Annotated in this window: 16 protein-coding genes; 6 read left to right on the top strand and 10 right to left on the bottom strand. The window is 60.4% G+C overall.

Going from position 1 to position 19,600, the window contains the following annotated elements; all coding sequences use genetic code 11:
• Positions 1-97 precede the first annotated feature (97 nt).
• The 4 genes from pqqC to MMG91_RS01980 all read left to right on the top strand — a co-directional run bounded on the left by pqqC (position 98) and on the right by MMG91_RS01980 (position 5,093).
• Positions 98-850: a pyrroloquinoline-quinone synthase PqqC gene (gene pqqC, locus MMG91_RS01995; RefSeq protein WP_310658561.1), complete on the top strand. Its 753-nt coding sequence runs from the start codon at positions 98-100 to the stop codon at positions 848-850.
• Entirely contained in the window at positions 847-1,980 is a 1,134-nt protein-coding gene (gene pqqE / locus MMG91_RS01990; protein WP_310658560.1) for a pyrroloquinoline quinone biosynthesis protein PqqE, read from the top strand. Before pqqC ends, pqqE begins: the two co-directional genes overlap by 4 nt.
• Before the next feature lie 238 nt (positions 1,981-2,218).
• The gene (ercA, locus tag MMG91_RS01985; RefSeq protein ID WP_310658559.1) at positions 2,219-3,382 is read left to right on the top strand and encodes an alcohol dehydrogenase-like regulatory protein ErcA; all 1,164 of its coding nucleotides are present in this window, start codon (positions 2,219-2,221) and stop codon (positions 3,380-3,382) included.
• Positions 3,366-5,093 carry a NahK/ErcS family hybrid sensor histidine kinase/response regulator gene (locus MMG91_RS01980; protein WP_305449419.1) on the top strand — a complete coding sequence of 576 codons (1,728 nt, stop codon included), beginning with the start codon at positions 3,366-3,368 and terminating at the stop codon, positions 5,091-5,093. The genes ercA and MMG91_RS01980 overlap by 17 nt, the downstream gene beginning before the upstream one ends.
• Here MMG91_RS01980 and MMG91_RS01975 read toward each other — a convergent pair.
• The 7 genes from MMG91_RS01975 to MMG91_RS01945 form a co-directional block, all read right to left on the bottom strand.
• On the bottom strand, positions 5,078-5,953 hold the full coding sequence (locus MMG91_RS01975) for an aldose 1-epimerase (protein ID WP_310658558.1): 876 nt from the start codon (positions 5,951-5,953) through the stop codon (positions 5,078-5,080). The two genes, MMG91_RS01980 and MMG91_RS01975, sit on opposite strands and share 16 nt — an antisense overlap.
• 120 nt (positions 5,954-6,073) lie before the next feature.
• Positions 6,074-7,354, bottom strand: coding sequence for a TRAP transporter large permease (locus MMG91_RS01970; RefSeq protein ID WP_310658557.1), 1,281 nt, complete (start codon positions 7,352-7,354; stop codon positions 6,074-6,076).
• The gene (locus MMG91_RS01965) at positions 7,355-7,882 is read right to left on the bottom strand and encodes a TRAP transporter small permease (protein ID WP_305449422.1); all 528 of its coding nucleotides are present in this window, start codon (positions 7,880-7,882) and stop codon (positions 7,355-7,357) included.
• A 76-nt stretch (positions 7,883-7,958) separates the two neighbouring features.
• Positions 7,959-8,942: a TRAP transporter substrate-binding protein gene (locus MMG91_RS01960; protein WP_310658556.1), complete on the bottom strand. Its 984-nt coding sequence runs from the start codon at positions 8,940-8,942 to the stop codon at positions 7,959-7,961.
• A gap of 59 nt (positions 8,943-9,001) precedes the next feature.
• The gene (locus MMG91_RS01955; RefSeq protein WP_310658555.1) at positions 9,002-9,895 is read right to left on the bottom strand and encodes an SMP-30/gluconolactonase/LRE family protein; all 894 of its coding nucleotides are present in this window, start codon (positions 9,893-9,895) and stop codon (positions 9,002-9,004) included.
• Positions 9,896-9,941: 46 nt separating this feature from the next.
• Complete coding sequence (locus MMG91_RS01950) at positions 9,942-10,754, bottom strand: NAD(P)-dependent oxidoreductase (RefSeq protein ID WP_310658554.1); 813 nt, start codon at positions 10,752-10,754, stop codon at positions 9,942-9,944.
• A 200-nt stretch (positions 10,755-10,954) separates the two neighbouring features.
• Positions 10,955-12,250, bottom strand: a complete 1,296-nt coding sequence (locus MMG91_RS01945; protein WP_310658553.1) for an OprD family porin — start codon at positions 12,248-12,250, stop codon at positions 10,955-10,957.
• 239 nt (positions 12,251-12,489) lie between these two features.
• Between MMG91_RS01945 and MMG91_RS01940 the strand changes: the two genes are divergently transcribed.
• Positions 12,490-13,110 carry a TetR/AcrR family transcriptional regulator gene (locus tag MMG91_RS01940; protein WP_007899508.1) on the top strand — a complete coding sequence of 207 codons (621 nt, stop codon included), beginning with the start codon at positions 12,490-12,492 and terminating at the stop codon, positions 13,108-13,110.
• A gap of 111 nt (positions 13,111-13,221) precedes the next feature.
• Here MMG91_RS01940 and preA read toward each other — a convergent pair whose 3' ends face one another.
• From preA to hydA, 3 genes are all read right to left on the bottom strand, one after another.
• Positions 13,222-14,496, bottom strand: a complete 1,275-nt coding sequence (gene preA / locus MMG91_RS01935) for an NAD-dependent dihydropyrimidine dehydrogenase subunit PreA (protein WP_310658552.1) — start codon at positions 14,494-14,496, stop codon at positions 13,222-13,224.
• Positions 14,497-15,864 (bottom strand): NAD(P)-dependent oxidoreductase, encoded by a 1,368-nt coding sequence (locus tag MMG91_RS01930; RefSeq protein WP_310658551.1) that lies wholly within the window; start codon positions 15,862-15,864, stop codon positions 14,497-14,499.
• A 92-nt stretch (positions 15,865-15,956) separates the two neighbouring features.
• Positions 15,957-17,396 (bottom strand): dihydropyrimidinase, encoded by a 1,440-nt coding sequence (gene hydA, locus MMG91_RS01925; protein ID WP_310658550.1) that lies wholly within the window; start codon positions 17,394-17,396, stop codon positions 15,957-15,959.
• Between the two features lie 620 nt (positions 17,397-18,016).
• Here hydA and MMG91_RS01920 point away from each other — a divergent pair.
• Positions 18,017-19,501: an NCS1 family nucleobase:cation symporter-1 gene (locus MMG91_RS01920; RefSeq protein WP_310658549.1), complete on the top strand. Its 1,485-nt coding sequence runs from the start codon at positions 18,017-18,019 to the stop codon at positions 19,499-19,501.
• The last annotated feature ends 99 nt before the right edge of the window (positions 19,502-19,600 follow it).

Below are 19,600 nucleotides of genomic sequence, written 5' to 3'. Positions count from 1 at the left end.
CCACAGAGATCACCTAAATCCTGTGGGAGCGGGCTTGCCCGCGATGAGGCCCGACCAGACACCGCAGAACCCAACGGTTATTCCCCGGAGAACCGCAATGACTGACTCCCCCATGACCCCCGCCGAATTCGAAGCAGCCCTGCGCGCCAAAGGCGCCTATTACCACATCCACCACCCATTCCACCAAGCCATGTACGCCGGGCGCGCCACCCGTGAGCAGATTCAGGGCTGGGTCGCCAATCGCTTCTATTACCAGGTGAATATTCCCCTGAAGGACGCGGCAATCCTCGCCAACTGCCCGGATCGCGACGTGCGCCGGGAATGGCTGCAACGGATTCTCGACCATGACGGCGTCCCCGGCAGTGAAGGCGGCATCGAAGCGTGGCTACGACTGGGCGAAGCAGTGGGGCTGGATCGCGAACAAATCCTCTCGCAAGAGTTGGTGCTGCCGGGCGTACGTTTTGCCGTGGACGCCTACGTCAATTTCGCCCGTCGCGCTTGCTGGCAAGAAGCGGCCAGCAGCTCGCTGACCGAACTGTTCGCGCCACAGATTCACCAGTCTCGACTCGATGCGTGGCCCACCCATTACCCATGGATCGACCCGGCCGGTTACGACTATTTCCGTACGCGTCTGAGCCAGGCCCGGCGTGATGTCGAGCATGGTTTGCGCATCACCCTGGCGCACTACATCACGGTCGAAGGCCAGCAACGCATGCTGGAGATTCTGCAGTTCAAGCTCGATGTGCTGTGGAGCATGCTCGACGCGATGAGCATGGCCTATGAGCTGGATCGCCCGCCGTATCACACCGTCACCACCGAGCGGGTCTGGCACCGGGGGATCGCCTTGTGAACCGGATCGAACAGCAACCCGGTCCACCGCTATGGTTGCTGGCAGAGCTGACCTATCGCTGCCCGCTGCAATGCCCGTATTGCTCCAACCCGCTAGACTTCGCCCAACAGGGTGAGGAGTTGAGCACAGAAGAATGGATTCGGGTGTTCCGCGAGGCGCGGGAGATGGGCGCTGCGCAACTGGGTTTCTCCGGGGGCGAGCCGTTGGTGCGGCAAGACCTGGCCGAGCTGATCAAGGCGGCGCGGGACATGGGTTACTACACCAATCTGATCACCTCAGGTATCGGCCTGACCGAACAGAAGGTCCGCGATTTCAAGGTTGCCGGGCTGGACCATATCCAGATCAGCTTTCAGGCTGCCGACGAACAGGTGAACAACCTGCTCGCCGGCTCGCGCAAGGCCTTTGCCCAGAAGCTCGCCATGGCCCGGGCGGTGAAGGCCCAGGGCTACCCGATGGTGCTGAACTTCGTCACCCATCGGCACAACATCGACCAGATCGCGCAGATCATCGAACTGTGCCTGGAGCTGGAGGCGGATTTCGTCGAGTTGGCGACGTGCCAGTTCTACGGTTGGGCGGAACTCAACCGCGTCGGCCTGTTGCCGACCCGCGAACAATTGCAGCGCGCCGAGCGGATCACCAACGAGTATCGCCAGCGGCTTGAAGCCGAGGGCCACCCGTGCAAGCTGATTTTCGTCACCCCTGATTACTACGAAGAGCGCCCCAAGACCTGCATGAATGGCTGGGCCAACCTGTTTCTCGACATCACCCCGGACGGCACGGCGTTGCCTTGTCATAGCGCCCGCCAGTTGCCGGTGCAGTTTCCCAACGTGCGCGAGCACAGCATCGCGCACATCTGGAACGACTCCTTCGGTTTCAACCGTTTTCGCGGCGATGACTGGATGAAAGAACCGTGCCGTTCCTGCGATGAAAAGCACAAGGACCTCGGCGGCTGCCGCTGCCAGGCGTTCATGCTCACCGGCGATGCCGCCAATGCCGACCCGGTGTGCAGCAAGTCGCCGCACCACGACGTTATTCTCAAGGCCCGGGACGAAGCCGACGCGCCGGGGCAGGGCATGGAGCACCTGACCTTGCGCAATGAAAAGGCTTCGCGGCTGATTTATCGTGGATGAGTTGTGAACACAGAGCCCTGTGGGAGCGGGCTTGCCCGCGATGAGGCCAGCACATTCAACATTGATGTTGACTGTAAAACAGCTATCGCGGGCAAGCCCGCTCCCACAGGGATTTTCAGTGAATCTGAAATCGGAGTGCGCCCCCGGGCTGGCTCGCTATCCATTGGTCTGATTGCATTCGCAGCCGGATGCGTTAGTGTGGACTTTACCTTTCAAAACAATAAAAACAGGCTTTCCAATGAGCCAGAATCTCAGCCAGCTGCGTAAATTCGTTTCGCCTGAAATCATCTTTGGTGCCGGCTGTCGGCACAATGTCGGCAACTACGCCAAGACCTTCGGCGCCCGCAAGGTGCTGGTGGTCAGCGACCCTGGGGTGATTGCCGCCGGTTGGGTCGCCGATGTCGAGGCCAGTCTGCAAACCCAGGGCATTGATTTCTTTTTGTATAGCGACGTTTCGCCCAACCCGCGGATTGAAGAGGTCATGCTCGGCGCCGAGCTGTACCGGGAGAATCACTGCGATGTGATCGTGGCGATCGGCGGCGGCAGTCCGATGGACTGCGGAAAAGGCATCGGCATCGTCGTCGCCCACGGGCGCAACATCCTCGAATTCGAGGGCGTGGACATGTTGCGCATGCCCAGTCCGCCGCTGATCCTGATCCCGACCACCGCTGGCACGTCGGCCGACGTGTCGCAGTTCGTGATCATCTCCAACCAGCAAGAACGCATGAAATTTTCCATCGTCAGCAAGGCCGCGGTGCCGGACGTGTCGCTGATCGATCCGGAAACCACCCTGAGCATGGACCCGTTCCTGTCGGCCTGTACCGGCATCGACGCGTTGGTCCATGCCATCGAAGCCTTTGTCTCCACCGGTCACGGGCCGCTCACCGACCCCCACGCGCTGGAAGCGATGCGGCTGATCAACGGCAATCTGGTGCAAATGATCGCCAACCCCAGCGACATCGCCCTGCGGGAAAAAATCATGCTCGGCAGCATGCAGGCCGGGCTGGCGTTCTCCAACGCGATCCTTGGCGCGGTGCACGCCATGTCCCACAGCCTCGGCGGGTTCCTCGATCTGCCCCATGGCCTGTGCAACGCGGTGCTGGTGGAACACGTGGTGGCGTTCAACTACAGCTCGGCGCCGGAGCGCTTCAAAGTGATCGCCGAGACCTTCGGTATCGATTGCCGTGGCCTCAATCACCGGCAGATTTGCGGGCGTCTGGTCGACCACCTGATCGCCCTCAAGCACGCCATCGGCTTCCACGAAACCCTGGGCCTGCACGGGGTGAGTACGGCGGACATTCCGTTCCTGTCGCAACACGCCATGCACGACCCGTGCATCCTTACCAACCCGCGCGAATCCAGTCAGCGCGACGTCGAGGTCGTCTATGGCGAAGCCCTCTGACGAGCAACAACGGGCGCTGGCTGGATTACTCGGCTTAGGCAACCACTCGGCGCGCAAGAGTCATTACCCGGAACTGGCCGCGCGCCTGGATGAACTGGAAACCGAACGCAACCGCTACAAATGGCTGTTCGAAAACGCGGTGCACGGGATCTTCCAGGCCAGCCTGCTGGAAGGCATGCGCGCCGCCAATCCGGCCCTGGCGCGGATGCTCGGCTATCAAAACCCGCAGGAGGTGCTGTTTTCCCTGACGGACCTGGCGGGCACGTTGTTCGTCGGCGGGGCACAAGAGCTGGAAAGCATCGGCGAAATCCTCCAGCGCGAGCGCAGCCTGCTGGGCTATGAAACTCAGCTGCGGCGCAAGGACGGCAGCGTCCTCGACGTATTGATGAACTTGCTGCTCAAGCCGGATCAGGAAGGTTTGGTGGAGGGCTTTGTCGCCGATATCACCGAACGCAAACAGGCCCAGGAGCGCTTGCAACAGCTCAATGATCAACTGGAGCAACGGGTCACCGCGCGCACCAATGAGTTGCTGGACGCCAACCGCAATCTGCACCAACAGATCACCGAGCGTAAACAGATCGCCGAAGCCTTGCGCGACGCCCGTGATGCCGCCGAGGCGGCCAATCGCAGCAAGGACAAATACCTCGCCGCCGCCAGTCACGACCTGCTGCAACCGCTCAACGCCGCGCGTTTGCTGATCTCGACCTTGCGCGAGCGCAAGCTGCCCGACGTCGAGCAGGTGCTGGTGGAGCGCACGCATCAGGCGCTGGAAGGGGCCGAAGACTTGCTCACCGATCTGCTGGATATTTCCCGCCTCGATCAGGCTGCGGTGAAGCCGGACATTGCCCTGTACCGCCTCGACGAATTGTTCGCGCCACTGGTCTCGGAGTTTCAGTCGGTGGCCGCGGCAGCCGGGTTGAACCTGCGGGTGCACATGGGCGATTACGCCATTCATACCGACTTGCGGCTGATGACGCGGATTCTGCGCAACTTCCTCAGCAATGCCTGCCGCTACACCGACGAAGGCTGCATTCTGCTGGGGGCAAGACGCCGGGGTGATGCGCTGCGTATCGAAGTCTGGGACACCGGGCGCGGGATTCCTGCGGATCGTCTTGACTCGATCTTCCTCGAGTTCAACCAACTGGACGTCGGGCGCGCCGCCGATCGCAAGGGTGTGGGCCTGGGGCTGGCGATTGTCGAACGCATCGCCAAGATCCTCGACTACAGGATTCAGGTTCATTCGCTGCCGGGGCGCGGTTCGATGTTCAGCATCGAAGTACCGATTTCCCATGAGATCCCGCTGCCGATCAGCCAGGCCGCACCGCAGCCGAGTACCGGCAACCCGTTACCGGGCCGGCGGCTGTTGGTGCTGGACAACGAAGTCAGCATTCTTGAAAGCATGAGCGCGCTGCTCGGGCAGTGGGGCTGCGAGGTGGTCACCGCTACCGACGAGGCCACCGCGTTGGTGGCTTTGCAGGGACAGGCGCCGGAACTGATTCTGGCGGACTATCACCTGGATCACGGGGTGGTGGGTTGTGAGGTGGTCCGGCATTTGCGCGAGCATTTCAGCCAGGCGATTCCAGCGGTGATCATCACCGCCGACCGCACCGACCAGTGCCGGCGCTCATTGCAGCGCCTCGACGCGCCGCTGCTGAACAAACCCGTGAAGCCCGGCAAGTTGCGCGCGGTGCTGACTCAGCTATTGGCGTAGCGATAGCGCAGGCTGAAACCGAGCTCGGCGGATTGGCCTTGCTCCAACAAACGCAACCCTGGCCGACCCGGCAAGTGATGGGCGTTGACCGGGTGACTCACCGGTTCAATACAGAAAAATTCCAGGCCCACGGGGCAGTAGAGCAGGCAGTAGTCGCTGCCGGTGGCCTGGCATTCCAGTTCATAACCCAGCTCGGGTTGCTGGATCAGGCAGTGGCCGTCCCATTCGCAAAAGCCGTTGTCCACTAGCGTTTCGGGTAATGCCCGGAGCTGGCTGAAGTCCCAATCCTTGGGTATCGAAGTGAGTTGTGTTGGCAGTTTTGTGCTGTCGCACAACCAGACCTGTCGCGCCCGCGCCTGCAACCGAGTGCCTGCAGTGCGCGGGAAGTAGGGGTGCAAACCGAGCCCATGCCAGGCGGCGTGTTCGGCCAGATGAGTGACCTGTAAACCGATGCTCAGCGTGCCCTCGCTCAGATGGAAACGTTGTCTTGCGCGATAAGCGAAGGGCGTGGTGCTGTCGAGTTGCAGGACGATTTCATCGCGGCTGTGCGAGACGATCTGCCACGGCTGTTGCCAGGCACTGCCGTGAATCGGCAAGGGATCGGTGAGGCTGTTGGGCGTCAGTGCGAGCCAGCCATCGGGGCAGTCGAAACCACCTTCGGCAATGCGGTTCGACCACGGTGCCAGGGGATAGCAGGCAAGTTTGCCGGGCAGGCCGGTGTTCAAGGCGTGGTGGTCACTGTGGCGCAACAGCGGTTGGCCGGTGCTGCTCACGGTCCAGTTGACGATGCTCGCCCCGAGTTCCGGGGCGAGGGTGAGGCGGGTGAGTTCGTCTTCGAGTTCCGGGAGTGTTGGCGTCATGTTGACCAGCGATATGAATGTTTGTGGGACATGAATGAATGAGGCTTTTGTAGGAGCCAGGCTTGCCGGCGAAGGCGTTCTTGAGTACGCCTTCGCCGGCAAGCCTGGCTCCTGCAGGGGTCACAACACCAAATGCGGCAACCACAGCGAAATGGCGGGAATGTAAGTCACGGCCAGCAGTACCAGGAACAGCAAGGCATAGAACGGCAGCAGCGCTTTCACGGTGCTTTCGATACTGACCTTGCCCACCGCCGAGCCGACAAACAGCACCGCGCCCACCGGCGGTGTGATCAAGCCGATCCCCAGGTTCACCAGCATGATCATGCCGAACTGCACCGGGTCCACGCCAATGCCCAGAATCACCGGCATCAGAATCGGCGTGAGGATCAGGATCAGCGGCGCCATGTCCATCACCGTGCCGAGCAACAACAGCATCACGTTGATGCACATCAGGATCACGTAACGGTTGTCCGACAGGGTCAGGAACATCGTGGTGATCTTCGCCGGGATCTGCATCAGCGTCATGATGTAGCCGAAGCTGGCGGCGAAGCCGATCAGGATCATCACGATCGAGATAGTGCGCACCGTGCGGTGCATCAACTTGGGCAGCTCGCTCCATTTGTAGTCGCGGTAGATGCACATGGTGACGAAGAACGACCACAGCACCGCGATTGCCGCCGATTCCGTGGCGGTGAAGATGCCCGAGAGAATGCCGCCGAGAATGATGACCATCGCCATCATGCCCCACATGGCTTCACCGCAGATTTTCAGCGCCTGCCGCATGGGGATGACTTCGCCCTTGGGGTAGTTGCGTTTTCTGGCGAAGATCAGGCACAGCACCATCAGGCACACGCTCATCATCAGGCCCGGCACCACGCCGGCCATGAACAGCGAAGCGATCGAAACGGTCCCGCCGGCGGCCAGCGAGTAGAGCACCGAGTTATGGCTGGGTGGCGTCAGCAGGGCTTGCACCGAACCGCTGACCGTCACGGCGGTGGAGAAATCCCGCGGGTAGCCGCGACGTTCCATTTCCGGAATCAGCACCGAACCGACCGACGCCGTGTCCGCCACCGAAGAGCCGGAAATCGCGCCGAAGAAGGTCGAGGCCATGATGTTCACCAGCGACAACCCGCCGCGCACGAACCCCACCAACACTCCGGCGAACGCCACCAGTCTGCGCGACATGCCGCCTTCGGCCATGATCGCGCCGGCGAGCACGAAGAACGGAATCGCCAGCAACGAGAATTTGTTAACGCCGCCCGCGACCTGAATCATCAGCGCCTGGAACGGGATGTCGATCCACCACGCGCCGATCAGGGCAGAAAGCCCGAGGGCGTAGGCGACCGGCATGCCGATCAGGATCAAGGCGATAAAACTGCCGAGCAGAATCAGAGCGTCCATTTATGCGGCACCTTCGCTTTCTTCAACCAGGTCGAAACGCACGACCCGACGGTTGCTCTGGTCACCGAGCAAGAGTTTTTCCAGCACGAAAATCAGCGTCAGCACACCGCCCACGGGGATCGGCATGTAGGTGATGCCCACGCGCAGGGTGGGCAGAGAGCTCATGAACTGGTTCCAGGTGGACAGGCAGAGCTTGGTGCCCCAGATGGCCATGAACAGGCAAATGGTCGCCATCAGCAGTTGCGAAACGATGCTCATGGTCTTGCGCAGTTCGGGGGGCATGCGGTCGGTGAGCATGGCCACGGCCATGTGCGCTCCGGCGCGATAACTGGCGGCGGCGCCGATGAAGGTGAAGACCATCATCAGCAAAATCGCGGTGGGCTCCGGCCAGCTAGAGCCGGTGCCGAGGACGTAACGGGCGAAGACGCCCCAGGGGATGATCAAGGCGATGGCCAGGACCGACAAGCCCGCGACCCAGATGCAGGTCATGTAAATCCTGTCGTTGATGCGCAGCAGCAGATTCTTCATCGGGTTTCACCGTAACCGGGCGCCGCTGACGATTCACTCGTCAACGGTGCCGAGCCTTTCATGAATGCAGGGAGGGTTACTGAAAGGCTTCGATGCGCTTGATCAGGTCGGCGTAAGGCGCGCCGTATTTTTCCCGGACCGAAGCCGTGGCTTCATAGAAAGGTTTTTTGTCGACGGTGATAAACTCGACGCCGGCAGCCTTGAGTTTTTCTTCGCTGCTGGCCGACTTCGCATCCCACAGCGTGCGCTCCTGGGCCTGTGCGGCTTTGGCGGCTTTTTTCACCAGCACTTGCTGGTCGGGGCTGAGTCTTTCCCAGGTGATTTTCGACATCACGATCGGCTCGGGCAGGATCAAGTGCCCGGTCAGGCTGTAGAACTTGGCGTTCTGGTAGTGGTTGTGTTCGAGCAGGGTCGGCGGGTTGTTTTCCGCGCCGTCGATGACCCCGGTCTGCAATGCACTGAAGATCTCGCCGGTATCCATCGCGATGCCATTGCCGCCCATGGCGTTGATGGTGTCGATGAACATCGGGTTACCTTGCACGCGGATTTTCATGCCTTTGAGGTCGGCGAGGCTGCGTACCGGTTTTTTGGTGTAGATATTGCGCGTGCCGCCATCCATCCAGGCCAGGGCGACCAGGTTGAATTCGGAGTTAGTGATCTTGTCGAGGATCTCGTCACCCACCTCACCGTCGATGACTTTGCGCATGTGCGCCTGGTCGCGGAACACGAACGGCATGTTGAACACGTTCACGTCCGGCACCACCGGCCCGACGATGCCGAGGCTGACCCGGGCCATCTGAATGGCGCCGACCTGGGCCTGTTCGATGACCTCTTTTTCCGAGCCGAGCACACCGCCGGCGAACATCTTGAACGTCAGTTTGCCGTTGCTGTCGGCCACCAGGGTCTTGCCCAACTGTTCTTCGGCGACCACGGTCGGGTAACCGGCGGGATGGATGTCGGCGAATTTGATTTCCAGCGCCTGGGCGGCGCTGCTGAGGGTGAAGGTGAGTGCTGCAGTGATGGGAAGTGCAGCGGCGAGCAAGGTACGTTTGAAATCCATGGGTGTGTCTCCAGTCTTGTTGTTTTTTTTATGCAAGGCACAGCGATGCAGCAGAGGGGTTAAAACAATTCGTTGAACACCGGTTCCGGCAAGCCTTTGACGCCGGGGTTGAGGGCGAACACGCCGCCGGCCAGCGACTGTTCGTCATGGTCGTCAGCGGGGCGTATCGAGGTCACAAACAGGGTGTCGAGCTGGCTGCCACCGAAGGCGCACATGGTCGGTTTCTTCACCGGCACGGGGAGCGAATGATCCAGTCGGCCATCGGGGGTGAAGCGGTGAATCAGCCCGGCGTCATTGGCGCAGATCCAGTAGCAACCTTCGGCATCCACCGCCGCGCCATCGGGGCGGCCAAGGAAGTGATGCATGTCGACGAACAGTCGACGATTGGACGGTGTGCCGCTGTCGATGTCGTAATCGAAGGCCCAGATCTGCTGCACGTTCGGGTGCGAATCCGAGAGGTACAGGGTCTTGCCGTCCGGGCTGAAGCCCAGGCCGTTGGGCACGATGAAACCGCTGAGCCGGGCGTCGAGCGGCCCGGGTTGTCCGGCACTGTAGCGATAGAGCGTGCCGTCGGCGGCGTTGGCGCCCATGTTCAGCACCATGCTGCCGGCCCAGAAACGGCCCTGACGATCACAGCGGCCATCGTTCAGGCGCATGTCCGGGCGGGCGTGGTCGACGTGGGCCAGCAGTTCGCTGTCGAGGCTGCCATCGTTGTGTGGGTGCAGGTGAAAGAATCCGCTTTCCATGCCGGCGACCCAGCCACCCGCGCTGTGACGAGCGATGCAGGCGAGCATTTCTGGGGCTTTCCAGGCGTGAACGTGCCCGCTGTCGGCATTCCAGCGCTGTAATCCACCGGCCGGAATATCGACCCAGTACAGGGCGTTTTCCTCGGGGACCCACACTGGGCTTTCACCGACCGCATTGCGGGCATCGACAATCAATTCGGCTTGCATGGCAACGCATTCCCTTGGGTTGTTTATGGAGGGGATTGGCGAGGGTTCAGTCGCCGAACGGCCCGGCCGCGACAAAGGCGCCGCCCTGATAGACCCGGACCGGATCATCCTCGGCGGGCATTGGTTGGGCTTCGACTTTTTCGCGGAACACTTCGGACGTGTCCTGTGGCGCATAACCCAGATGTGCGGCAAACCGGTTGTCCCACCAGACGCTCTTGTTGTCGGACATGCCGTACACCACGGTGTGGCCGACATTGGGGGTGTACAAGGCGCGTTCGAGCAGTCGGGTCATGTCGTCGAAACTCAGCCAGGTGCTCATCATTCGGCGGTTCTGTGGTTCCGGGAACGAGGAGCCGATGCGGATGCTGACGGTCTCGATGCCATAGCGATCGAAGTAGAAACTGGCCATGTCTTCGCCGTAGGACTTGGACAAACCGTAGTAGCCGTCCGGTCGGCGAGGGGAGTGGGCGTCGAGGGTTTCGTCCTGCTTGTAGAAGCCGATGACATGATTGGAACTGGCGAAAATCACCCGCTTCACGCCATGGCGACGGGCCGCTTCGTAGATATGGAACACGCCGCAGATGTTGGCGCCGAGGATCTCTTCGAACGGACGCTCTACCGACACGCCGCCGAAGTGCAGGATTGCATCCACGCCTTCAACCAGTTGATGTACCGCTTGCTTGTCGGCGAGGTCGCACAGCACGACTTCTTCGCGATCATCAATGGCTGGCGCCATGTCGACGATGTCCGACAGACGGAGTACGTTGGCGTAAGGTCGCAGGCGTTCGCGCAGGACTTTACCGAGGCCACCGGCGGCGCCGGTCAGGAGCAGGCGATTGAATGGGGGTGTGGTCGTCATGTGAATCCCTGCACAGAAAATTGTTGTTATTGGGCTTGTTGTAGGTTGTCGTATGACTTGCTGAAGTATTGTTGGGCTTTCCGATGCTTGTCAACGCGACTTTGGTTGAAATTGACGGAGGGTCATGTTCATCCGATGAGCGCGCTCACCTGTGGCGAGGGAGCTTGCCACAGGGTTCTATGCCGCCAGCAATGTCCGCCTTACAACAACGAAATCGGGTAGCTGATAAAAATGCGGTTTTCATCGAATTCGTTGGTGCTGAAATCGCGGCGGATGGTTGCATTGCGCCATTTGACGTTGAGGCTCTTCAGTGCGCCGCTTTGCACGGTGTAAGCCAGTTCCGATTCGCGACCCCATTCCTTACCATCGGTGATCGCCCCGGTGTGCACGTTATCGCCGCTGATGTAGCGGTTCATCAGCGTCAGGCCGGGGATGCCGAGGGCGACGAAGTTGTAGTCGTGGCGCACCTGCCAGGAGCGTTCCTTGGCGTTGTCATAGCTGGCGTTGTAGCTATCGTTGGCCAGCGTGCCGCCGCTGGTGCCGTTGACGCGCATCCAGGCGCTGTCGCCGCTGAGTTTTTGCAGGCCGACATAGAAGGTGTTGCCGCCGTATTTGGCCGAGAGCAGGGCGAACGCGGTTTTGTTGTCGAGGTCGCCGGCCAGCGCGCTGCCGTCTTCCTTGCCGATGAAGTAACCGAGGTTGGCACCGAGCGTCCAGTCGCCGATTGGCTGGCTATGGCTCAGGTTGAAATACTGCTGCTGATAAATGTCGCTGAGTTCCGCGTACCAGACGCCGACCTGAGTGCGCTTTTCATTGAACGCATACTCGCCGCCACCGAAGTTGAAGCGGTCGGAGGTGAACGCGCCTCTGCCGTTCATCGACATATCTTCCATGCTTGCGTCATTGCGCGGGCTGTTGCCGCGGAACTGGCCGCCGTAGAGCGTCATGCCGCTGATTTCGGTAGAGGTGACCTGGCCGCCGCGAAAGGTTTGCGGCAGCGAGCGACCATCGTCAGAGCGCAGGATCGGCAACACCGGCGTCCATTCCCCGACCTTCAATTCGGTTTTCGACACCTTGGCTTTCAGCGCCACACCCAGACGACCGAAATTGTCGGCGGGGCGGCCGTCATCATGGATCGGCAGCAATTGCGTGCCGCCCGTGCCCTTACCGCCGTCGAGTTTCTGCGAGTACATACCGAGCACATCCACGCCGAAACCGACGGGGCCCTGAGTGAACCCGGATTTGGCGTCAAGGATGAAGTTTTGCGTCCACTCTTCAGCCTTGCCCTGGGCATTGTTCGGGTTGGTGAAGTTGCGATTGATGTAGGCGTTGCGCAGGTTCAGCGTGACCTTGGCGTCATCGACGAAACCTTCGGCCTGGCCGGTCATGGGCAGGGCGAAGGCCAGACTGCTGCAACCGATCAGGCTGAGGGTATGGCGACGGGAGAAGGTGGGGCGAGGGGTGCTGGTGAAGGAATTGCGGGCGAGTCTGCTCACAGTAACGCTCCCTGGTTTTTGTTATTTTTGTTTTTGTTATACGTCGTCGTACAACACTGGCGGCGATTATTTGCGAGGCTTTGAGGGAATGTCAATCACAAGTTATACGATGACTTGTTGAAGGCCATCAACACCGACCCACCGAGCCGCAAGACCGCTGTACGAAGTTTCGTTTTCCCCTGTCGCCCCGATCCAGAGCGGATGCTAGTCTTGACCAACGCTGTTGTCAGGGAGCCCTCATGGGCAATCACAAGATCGAGATTCGTCGCAGTAACGTCGAAAAGATTCTGTTGGGGGCTGAAAAAGTCTTCGCCGAAAAAGGTTTCGGCAGCACCGCCATGGCCGACATCGCCGCCGAAGTACAATTACCGCGTTCCAACCTGCATTACTACTTCAGTACCAAGAGCGAGCTGTACAGCGCGGTGCTCCTGGGGTTGCTGGAAGTCTGGAAGCAGGACGCCTTGTGCTTCGAGATGTTCGACGACCCGCGCGTGGTGCTCAGCAGTTACATCCGCGCCAAGATGAACCATTCCCGCAGCCGCCCTTACGGCTCGAAAGTCTGGGCCAACGAAATCATCCACGGTGCGCCGACACTGGGTGAGAAACTGGACGCGAGCCTGTACGACTGGGCCAAGATGAAAGAAGCGAAAATTCGCCAGTGGGTGGAGGACAAACGCATCCTGCCGGTGGAGCCTTCCAGCCTGCTGTACATGATCTGGGCCTCGACCCAGCACTACGCCGACTTCGACCATCAGGTGAATATTCTTAATGATCACCAGCCGCTGTCGGACATGCAGTTCGAGCGGGCGGTGCAGACGGTGACCAGTGTGATCTTGCGGGGGATCGGGTTGGAGCCGTAACCAGATCATTCCCACGCTCTGCGTGGGAATGCAGCCCGGGACGCTCCGCGTCCCAAGAGCGGACGCAGAGCGTCCATTGAGGCATTCCCACGCAGAGCGTGGGAACGATCATCAAACGGAAACGTGATACGGATTGCGCGGATCATGGTTCCAATCCAGAAACGGCTTGCCCGTATCCATCGGCACCATCTCAATACAATCCTGCACCGGACACGTGATCTGACACAGATTGCACCCCACACACTCATCATCAATCACTTCATACTTATGCGTACCGTCCGCCTGTTTGAGGCTGGCAATCGCCTGGTGCGAGGTGTCTTCGCAAGCGATGTGGCAGCGACCGCAACCGATACACGCCTCCTGATCAATCTTCGCAATCACCTGATAGTTGATGTCCAGGTACTTCCAGTCCGTGGTGTTGCCCACCGCACGCCCGGAAAACTCCGACACGCTGGCGTAGCCCTGACTGTCCATCCAGCGTGACAAACCGTCCTTCATCTCCTCGACAATCCGGAAACCATACAGCATCGCCGCCGTGCACACCTGCACCGCGCCGCTGCCCAGCGCAATGAATTCCGCGGCATCGCGCCAACTGCCAATCCCGCCAATCCCGCAGATCGGCAAGCCCTGGGTCTGCGGATCGCGGGCGATTTCGGCGACCATGTTCAGCGCAATCGGCTTCACCGCCGAGCCGCAATAACCACCATGGGTGCTTTGGCTGCCGACGGCGGGATTGGCGACCATGCGTTCCAGGTTGACGCTGGTGATCGAGTTGATGGTGTTGATCAGTGACACCGCATCGGCCCCGCCCCGATAAGCGGCACGGGCGGCGACGCGGATGTCGGTGATGTTCGGCGTGAGCTTGACGATCACCGGCAGCGAGCAATAAGTCTTGCACCAGCGGGTGACCTGCTCGACGTATTCCGGAACCTGGCCGACCGCCGCGCCCATGCCACGTTCCGGCATGCCGTGGGGGCAGCCGAAATTCAGCTCGATGCCATCGGCCCCGGTGGCTTCCACCAGCGGCAGGATGTTTTTCCACGACTCTTCGACGCAGGGCACCATCAGCGACACGATCAGTGCGCGGTCCGGCCAGTCCTTTTTGACCTGAGTGATTTCCCGCAGGTTGATGTCCAGCGAGCGGTCGGTGATCAGCTCGATGTTGTTAAAGCCCATCACTTCACGGTTGGCCCCGAAATGCGCCGAGTAACGCGACGATACGTTGACCGCCGCCGGGTCTTCACCCAGAGTTTTCCAGACCACGCCACCCCAGCCAGCCTCGAACGCGCGGACCACGTTGTAGGCTTTGTCGGTCGGCGGCGCGGAGGCCAGCCAGAACGGATTGGGGGCCTTGATGCCGGCGAAAACAATCGAGAGATCGGCCATTTACGCAGCCTCCACGTTGAGCATGAGTTGAGCATTGATGGCCTCGGCGGCCAGCTTGCCGTGCTGCACGGCCTGCACGGTAAGGTCCTGATCGAGGCTGGTGCAGTCGCCGCCGGCATACACACCGGGAATGCTGGTACGCAGCTGTTCGTCCACGAGGATGCGGTCGCCCTGACGCTTGAGCTCACGGGCCAGCGGGTCGGCGAGGGCGGCGGTATCGAAGGTCTGGCCGATGGCTTTGAAGATCGCATCGGCGGCCAGTTCAAAGGTTTCGCCGGTGGTTTGCAGGCGACCTTCCACCAACCGGGTGCGGGCGAAGCGCATGCCGCGCACCTGGCCCTGATCGTTGAGCAACACTTCTTCGGGTTGCGCCCAGGTCAGCAGCCGCACCTGATTGGCCTTGGCGATGTCCTGTTCGTGAGCGGTGGCGCCCATGTCCTCGACGCCGCGGCGGTACACCAGATTCACATCGCGAGCGCCGAGGCGAGCCATTTGCACGGCCATGTCGATGGCGGTGTTACCGGCACCGAGGACGATGCAGCGCTCGGCCAGTGGCAGTTGCGTCAGGTCATCGGCCTGGCGCAGTTCGCGGATGTAGTCGGTGGCGGCGAGCAGGCCGGGGGCATCCTCATGGGCCAGTCCCAACTGTTTGCTGGCGGCCAGACCGAGGCCGAGGAACACCGCGTCGAATTGCTGATGCAGTTCGCTGAGGGTCAGGTTGTCGCCGAGTTTCTGCCCGTGGCGAATCTCGATGCCGCCAATCCCCATCAGGAATTCCAGCTCCTTCTGCGCGTAATCGTCCACCAGTTTGTACTTGGCGATCCCGTATTCGTTGAGGCCACCAGCCTTTTCCCGCGCCTCGAAAATCACCACGTCATGGCCGTGCATGGCGCTACGGTGCGCGCAGGACAAACCGGCCGGGCCGGCACCCACCACGGCGATACGCTTGCCGGTTGAGGCGGCGCGCTGGAACGGGTGTTCGCTGAAGTGTGCGTTGTCCACGGCATAGCGTTGCAACAGGCCGATCAGCACCGGCGCGCATTCCTGGGCGTTGTTGCGCACGCAGGCTTGCTGGCAAAGAATTTCCGTCGGACAGACTCGGGCGCAACTGCCGCCGAGGATGTTGGCCGAGAGGATTTTCTGCGCGGCGCCCTGAACATTTTCCTGATGGATATTGCGGATGAACGACGGAATATCAATGTCGCTCGGACAGGCATTCACGCACGGCGCGTCGTAGCAATACAGGCAGCGCGACGCTTCCAGATGCGCCTGACGGTCGTTGAGTGGTGGCGCCAGATCGGTGAAATGGCCGGCGAGGGCGGCCGCGTCCTCATGGGGATGCGGGAGGTGGTTCAGGGTCTTGATCACGGTGTTGGCCTCACGGTTATTTGAGGTACTGCCTCTGGTGGGCTGATCGTTCCCACGCAGAGCGTGGGAACGATCGGGTCGGGAGTACAGGTTCAGCGTTTCACTGCTGTCGGCTTATTCAGCTCAGCCCGCTTGCTCAGCAAATCAAACACCGCTGGATACGCCGGCCGTTCGACATACCGACCGGCACCACGCTCGGCCCGCAAATCACCGTCGGCCCACACCACTCGACCCTGGCTGACGGTGTGGCTCGGCACGCCGCGTACGGTCTTGCCTTCGAAGATGTTGAAGTCGACTTGCTGGTGATGGGTCTTGGCTGAAATCGTTCGTGTACCTTCCGGGTCCCAAAGCACCAGATCCGCATCGGCGCCCACGCGGATCGCCCCTTTGCGCGGATAGAGGTTGAAGATCTTCGCGGTGTTGGTGGAGGTGAGGGCAACGAAGTGCTGCATTGACAAGCGCCCGGTGTTTACCCCTTCATCCCAGAGCACCGCCATGCGGTCTTCGATCCCGGCGGTGCCGTTGGGGATCTTGCTGAAGTCGTCACGACCGGCGGCTTTTTGCTCGGCGCAGAAGCAGCAGTGGTCGGTGGCGGTGGTGTGCAGGTTGCCCGATTGCAGGCCGTGCCAAAGGGCTTGCTGATGGCCGCGTGGACGGAAGGGCGGGCTCATCACGTAACCGGCGGCGGTTTGCCAGTCCGGGTGTTGGTAAACGCTGTCGTCCAGCAGCAGGTGCCCGGCCAGCACTTCGCCGTAAACCGGTTGGCCCTTGCTGCGGGCATAGGTGATTTCGTCGAGGGCCTCCTTGGTCGAAACGTGGACCAGGTACAGCGGCGTGCCGAGGGTTTCGGCGATGCGGATCGCCCGGCTCGCGGCTTCACCTTCCACCTGCGAAGGCCGCGACAGCGGGTGCGCTTCCGGCCCGGTCATGCCCTGGGCCATCAACTTGCGTTGCAGGTGATAGACCAGCTCGCCGTTTTCCGCATGCACGGTCGGCACCGCGCCCAATTCCAGGCAACGCTCGAAACTCGCCACCAGCGTATCGTCGGCGGCCATGATTGCGTTCTTGTAGGCCATGAAATGCTTGAAGCTGTTGACCCCATGATGGCTGACCAACTCGGCCATTTCTTCGCGGACCTGTTCGCTCCACCAGGTAATGGCGACGTGGAAACCGTAGTCCGACGCCGACTTCTCCGCCCAGCCGCGCCATTGATGAAATGCCTCCATCAACGATTGCTGCGGGTTGGGAATCACGAAGTCGATGATCGAGGTGGTGCCGCCGGCAAGCCCCGCCGCGGTGCCGCTGAAGAAGTCTTCGCTGGCGACCGTGCCCATGAAGGGCAACTGCATATGCGTGTGCGGGTCGATGCCGCCGGGCATCAGGTATTGGCCGCTGCCGTCGAGCACTTCGGCATCGGCGGGAACATCGAGGTTTTCACCGATGGCTTTGATCACGCCCTCGGCGCAATAGACGTCGGCGCGATAACTTTCATCATGGGTAATAACGGTGGCGCCACGGATCAACAGAGACATTCCGAGTTCCTCGCAGGCATGACCGACTGATGCCGGTTCTAGATGTTTTTATATGAAGCAGACGCCAATCGGTGTATTCCTGTCAGCGCTGTCAAGAATAGACGCTAGCTGCAGTTTGTCGATTGAGCAAGAATATTTTTTATAAGCTTATGTCTGTTTTAACTGATTGAAAAATAACGATAAAAAATGAAAATCACCAAAATGGTGAGGCATCTCACCATTTTGACGCACTTGACAGGTTCGAAATATGGTCAAGATTTTCTATGTGAAATCAGCCGCTTGAGGATGGTCTATGGTTGAGGCGCAGTATTAAAAAAAATTCGACGCACCAGATTGAGTCCTGACTGTTCGGACAACTTGCCTGACATTCGGCCTGAGTGGCATGGCAACTCACCGCGGATTCAATGGTTAGATAAATAAAGCTGATTAACATCAGTTGGTTAGCGAAATTTTATGGCACTGCCCGATACGTAAGCGGGGCACCCGGCACGTTTATTGATGCCGCCGCTGACACCTTGGCCGGGCCATAAAAGTTGTCAGTTTCTCCGGCCATCGTCCGGCTCGCGCGCGTTGCGCCAGCCCTGATGAGCAAAAATAATCAAAAGAACAGTGGAGCGGCCATGCAACAGATCAGATCGCAAGTGACCGAGCGCGACGGCTTGTTTGAGCTCGAAGCCGGCAGCGACGTCCTCGACAGTCCCCGTTACAACCACGACATGGCACCGACCAAGGTGCACGAACGAACCTGGAACAAATGGCACATCACCGCGTTATGGGTCGGCATGGCGATCTGCGTGCCGACTTACACACTCGGCGGCGTGCTCACCGCCTATTTCGGCCTGACCGTCGGCGAAGCGCTGCTGGCAATTCTGTTTGCCAACATCATCGTGCTGATCCCGCTGACCCTTAACGCCTTTCCCGGCACCAAGTACGGCATTCCGTTTCCGGTGTTGCTGCGCTCATCCTTCGGCATTCTCGGTTCCAACATTCCGTGCCTGATCCGCGCCTTGGTGGCGTGTGGCTGGTTTGGCATCCAGACCATGTTCGGCGGGCTGGCGATTCACCTGTTTCTTGGCTCGGTGTTCGATGGCTGGAAAGCCCTTGGCGGCACCGGTGAAGTGATCGGTTTCATGGTGTTCTGGGTCTTGAACCTGTGGGTGGTGATTCGCGGCGCGGACTCGATCAAATGGCTGGAAACACTGTCCGCTCCGTTACTGGTTCTAGTCGGTGTGGGGCTGCTGGTGTGGGCGATGCCGAACGTATCAATGAGCGAATTGATGGCGATCCCGGCCAAGCGTCCGGAAGGGGCCAGCGTGGTCAGTTACTTTGCCGCCGGGCTGACCGCCATGGTCGGGTTCTGGGCGACCTTGTCCCTGAACATTCCGGACTTTAGCCGCTATGCAAAAAGCCAGAAGGATCAGATCATCGGGCAGATTATCGGCTTGCCCCTGACCATGTTCCTGTTCGCTTCCCTCGGCGTGGTGATGACGGCCGCTTCGGTAAAACTGGTGGGCGTCACTGTCTCCGATCCGGTCACCCTGATCGGCCATATCCAGAGCCCGGTCTGGGTCGCCCTGGCCATGGCGTTGATCATCATCGCCACGTTGTCCACCAACACCGCGGCCAACATCGTGTCGCCGACCAACGACTTCCAGAACGTTGCGCCCAAGATCATCAACCGCACCAAAGCGGTGATCCTCACGGGGTTGGTCGGCTTGGCGCTGATGGCCCATGAACTGTTGAAGAAACTGGGGCTGATCGTCTCGGATTTGAGCCTGGAGACGGTGTATTCCAACTGGTTGCTCGGCTATTCGAGCCTGCTGGGCCCTATCGCCGGGATCATGGTGGTGGACTATTTCCTGATCAAGAAACAGCAACTCAATCTGGCCGGACTTTACCGCGATGACGTTTACCCGGCGTGGAACTGGTTCGGTTTTATCGCGTTCGGCGTGCCGGTGGCGTTGACGCTGCTGTCGCTGGGCAGCGATGCATTCAGCTGGTTTTACAGCTACGGCTGGTTCACCGGCTCGGCCCTTGGTGGGCTGATTTATTACGGGTTGAGCGTGATGCGGCCGAGTCCGACTGCTGTGAAGTCGGCGGTGTGATCGTTCCCACGCTCTGCGTGGGAATGCAGCCCGGGACGCTCCGCGTCCCAGAAGCGGACGCAGAGCGTCCACGGATGAATTCCCACGCGGAGCGTGGGA

Origin of the sequence: Pseudomonas sp. JL3 (genome assembly GCF_031570575.1) — a bacterium.
In the GTDB taxonomy this organism is placed as follows: domain Bacteria; phylum Pseudomonadota; class Gammaproteobacteria; order Pseudomonadales; family Pseudomonadaceae; genus Aquipseudomonas; species Aquipseudomonas cucumis.
Note: the sequence above shows the minus strand (reverse complement) of the source record. Positions and strands in the feature narration are given on the sequence as shown.

Coding starts and splice junctions, on each gene's coding strand:
- pqqC (WP_310658561.1), top strand. CDS start 98: ATGACTGACTCCCCCATGACCCCCGCCGAATTCGAAGCAGCCCTGCGC.
- ercA (WP_310658559.1), top strand. CDS start 2,219: ATGAGCCAGAATCTCAGCCAGCTGCGTAAATTCGTTTCGCCTGAAATC.
- MMG91_RS01980 (WP_305449419.1), top strand. CDS start 3,366: ATGGCGAAGCCCTCTGACGAGCAACAACGGGCGCTGGCTGGATTACTC.
- MMG91_RS01975 (WP_310658558.1), bottom strand. CDS start 5,953: ATGACGCCAACACTCCCGGAACTCGAAGACGAACTCACCCGCCTCACC.
- MMG91_RS01970 (WP_310658557.1), bottom strand. CDS start 7,354: ATGGACGCTCTGATTCTGCTCGGCAGTTTTATCGCCTTGATCCTGATC.
- MMG91_RS01965 (WP_305449422.1), bottom strand. CDS start 7,882: ATGAAGAATCTGCTGCTGCGCATCAACGACAGGATTTACATGACCTGC.
- MMG91_RS01960 (WP_310658556.1), bottom strand. CDS start 8,942: ATGGATTTCAAACGTACCTTGCTCGCCGCTGCACTTCCCATCACTGCA.
- MMG91_RS01955 (WP_310658555.1), bottom strand. CDS start 9,895: ATGCAAGCCGAATTGATTGTCGATGCCCGCAATGCGGTCGGTGAAAGC.
- MMG91_RS01950 (WP_310658554.1), bottom strand. CDS start 10,754: ATGACGACCACACCCCCATTCAATCGCCTGCTCCTGACCGGCGCCGCC.
- MMG91_RS01940 (WP_007899508.1), top strand. CDS start 12,490: ATGGGCAATCACAAGATCGAGATTCGTCGCAGTAACGTCGAAAAGATT.
- preA (WP_310658552.1), bottom strand. CDS start 14,496: ATGGCCGATCTCTCGATTGTTTTCGCCGGCATCAAGGCCCCCAATCCG.
- hydA (WP_310658550.1), bottom strand. CDS start 17,396: ATGTCTCTGTTGATCCGTGGCGCCACCGTTATTACCCATGATGAAAGT.
- MMG91_RS01920 (WP_310658549.1), top strand. CDS start 18,017: ATGCAACAGATCAGATCGCAAGTGACCGAGCGCGACGGCTTGTTTGAG.